Annotated in this window: 2 protein-coding genes and 1 pseudogene; 2 read left to right on the top strand and 1 reads right to left on the bottom strand. The window is 62.9% G+C overall.

Translation table 11 applies throughout. From position 1 onward, the window contains the following. On the bottom strand, window positions 1-734 hold a 734-nt coding region (gene pstS, locus A2J03_RS09775), incomplete at its 3' end, for a phosphate ABC transporter substrate-binding protein PstS (protein WP_068372770.1). 230 nt (window positions 735-964) lie between these two features. On the opposite strand from pstS, the gene phoU reads away from it, so the two are divergent. Together phoU and A2J03_RS09785 are read left to right on the top strand one after the other, a co-directional pair. Beyond that, entirely contained in the window at window positions 965-1636 is a 672-nt protein-coding gene (phoU, locus tag A2J03_RS09780) for a phosphate signaling complex protein PhoU (protein ID WP_068372771.1), read from the top strand. 190 nt (window positions 1637-1826) lie between these two features. Further along, a pseudogene (locus A2J03_RS09785) lies at window positions 1827-2114 on the top strand (hypothetical protein); the annotation flags it as partial.

Genomic DNA, 2114 nt, shown 5'->3' on the forward strand with positions numbered 1-2114 from the left:
ATCGCGCCTTCGGTGCTCGCGATGGCGGCGCTGGTTCCTTCGTTGCCGCGTGCGCCTTCGCCGGTTCCACCGGTGAAGGCCTTGCCTGCACCGGTGGTCCAGGCGCCCTCGGATGCAGCCGCGAGGTACTGCTGGAAGTTGTCGGTGGTGCCCGACTCGTCACTACGGAAGATGACGTTGATGGGCTCGTCAGGCAGCGTCACGCCGTCGTTGAGAGCGGCGATCGCGGGGTCGTTCCACGTCTTGATCGTGCCGTTGAAGATCTTGGCGGCAGTCGGTCCGTCGAGGACGAGTGACTCGACGCCACTGACGTTGTAGGTGATTGCCAGGGGGCCGAAAACAGCGGGCAGGTTCCATGCGTCCGCACCCTCGCAACGCTCCTTGGCTGCTGCGTACTCGCCCTTCGACTCGCTGAGCGGGGAGTCCGAGCCGCCCATATCGGTCTGGCCGCCCGTGAACTCGCTCACGCCGGCGCCGGAGCCGTTGGAGGTGTAGTTCAGGGTCTGTCCGTCGCAGGCCTGCTCGAATGCGTTGACGAAGCGGACCATCGCGTTCGCCTGTGCGGTGGAACCGCTCGCGCGGAGCGCGTCCACGCCGCCGCACTCGACGTTCGAGGTGTCTTCGGCGCCGACATTGCCGGTTGCGGCGGTGTTGTCGTCACTGCCACAGGCGGACAGCAGGAGTGCACCGGCGGCCACAAGACTCACGGCTGCACTTGATCGCTTGAGCTTCACGTAGCTCCTTCTGAAGAATTGGGGCGGCCCGTCGTTGAGTACTGGCCGCTGATTGCATGCGTTCGATGGCTTGCAAAGCGGGCGTTTCGCCCGCTCCGCGTTGAAACGTAGAGGCACCCGATGAACGGATCGGCGTACGAAGATGAACGATTCATGAACGATGCCGTCGGCGGCGGAGTGTTCGAACGCCGGACTTTTCTCCGTTACCGGCGGTTGTCATACTCGGCGTCATGCGTGTCAACTACTCCCGGCAGTTGAGTGACCTCGCTGCCAAGCTCGCCGAGATGTGCTCGCGCGACGAACTCGCCATCCAACTGGCAACTCAGGCACTCCTGGAGGGGGACCTCACCCTCGCCGAACAGGTCATCACCGACGCCTCGACTATCGATGTGATCGGGGAAGAGTCCGAGCAGCGAGCGTTCGCCCTCCTTGCCCTTCAAGCACCCGTGGCCGGGGACCTGCGCACGGTGGTCAGCGGGATCAGGATCTCTGCCGAACTGCACCGCATGGGTGCGCTCGCCACCCATATCGCTTCGACAGTGCGGCGTAGGCATCCGGATCCGGTTCTGCCCGGCCCGGCACACGATGCCTTCACCGACATCGGCAAGATCGCGGTCGCGATCGTCGCAGCCACACGCGAACTACTCGTTACACGCAATCTGGACGTGATCGACCACATTTGGGCCCTGGAAAACCAGATGAACGACCACCACAAGCGGCTCTTTGCGATGACGATGGATCCGAGTTGGGACTACGGTGTTCCAGCCGCGGTCGATGTCACACTGCTTGGTCGTTTCTACGAACGCTTCGCCGATCAGGCCGTCGATGTCTCTCGGCGCATCGAATTCCTGATCACCGGAACCATGCCGGACGAGCGCGGATCAGAGGAATTCGACGGCTGACACGGGCAGCTGAACGCTACGCACCCTTCGTCGAACGCCGCGCGTTTCACAGACTGCGTCGATCGATTCCTTGCCGACAGGGTCTACCTACGCGGGCACGCGTGAGCGTGGGACACATCGAAATCTGGACACGACGGAATTAACTACTACAATCGCTGTAGTAGCAACGTCAAGACGTCGGGAGATTCGCGTGTCGGTTGTCAATGGATTGCCAGCTCATATCTTGCTCGTCCACTTCATCGTGGTGCTTGCGCCACTGACGGCGATCCTCGCTCTCGGCGCGAGCGTGTGGCCCGCGATACGCCGCCGGCTCGTGTGGCTGATCGCTGCGCTTGCGGTCATCACGTTGGTGTTGACACCGTTGACCACCGAAGCCGGTGAGTGGTTGGAGGAGCGCGTTCCGGAGACAGGAGCCGTCGAAACACACGCCGAGCTCGGCGACTCGATGCTGTTCTTCGCGTTGGGCTTGGCCGTGGTC

Origin of the sequence: Rhodococcus sp. EPR-157, assembly GCF_001647195.1 — a bacterium.
Lineage (GTDB): Bacteria > Actinomycetota > Actinomycetes > Mycobacteriales > Mycobacteriaceae > Rhodococcoides.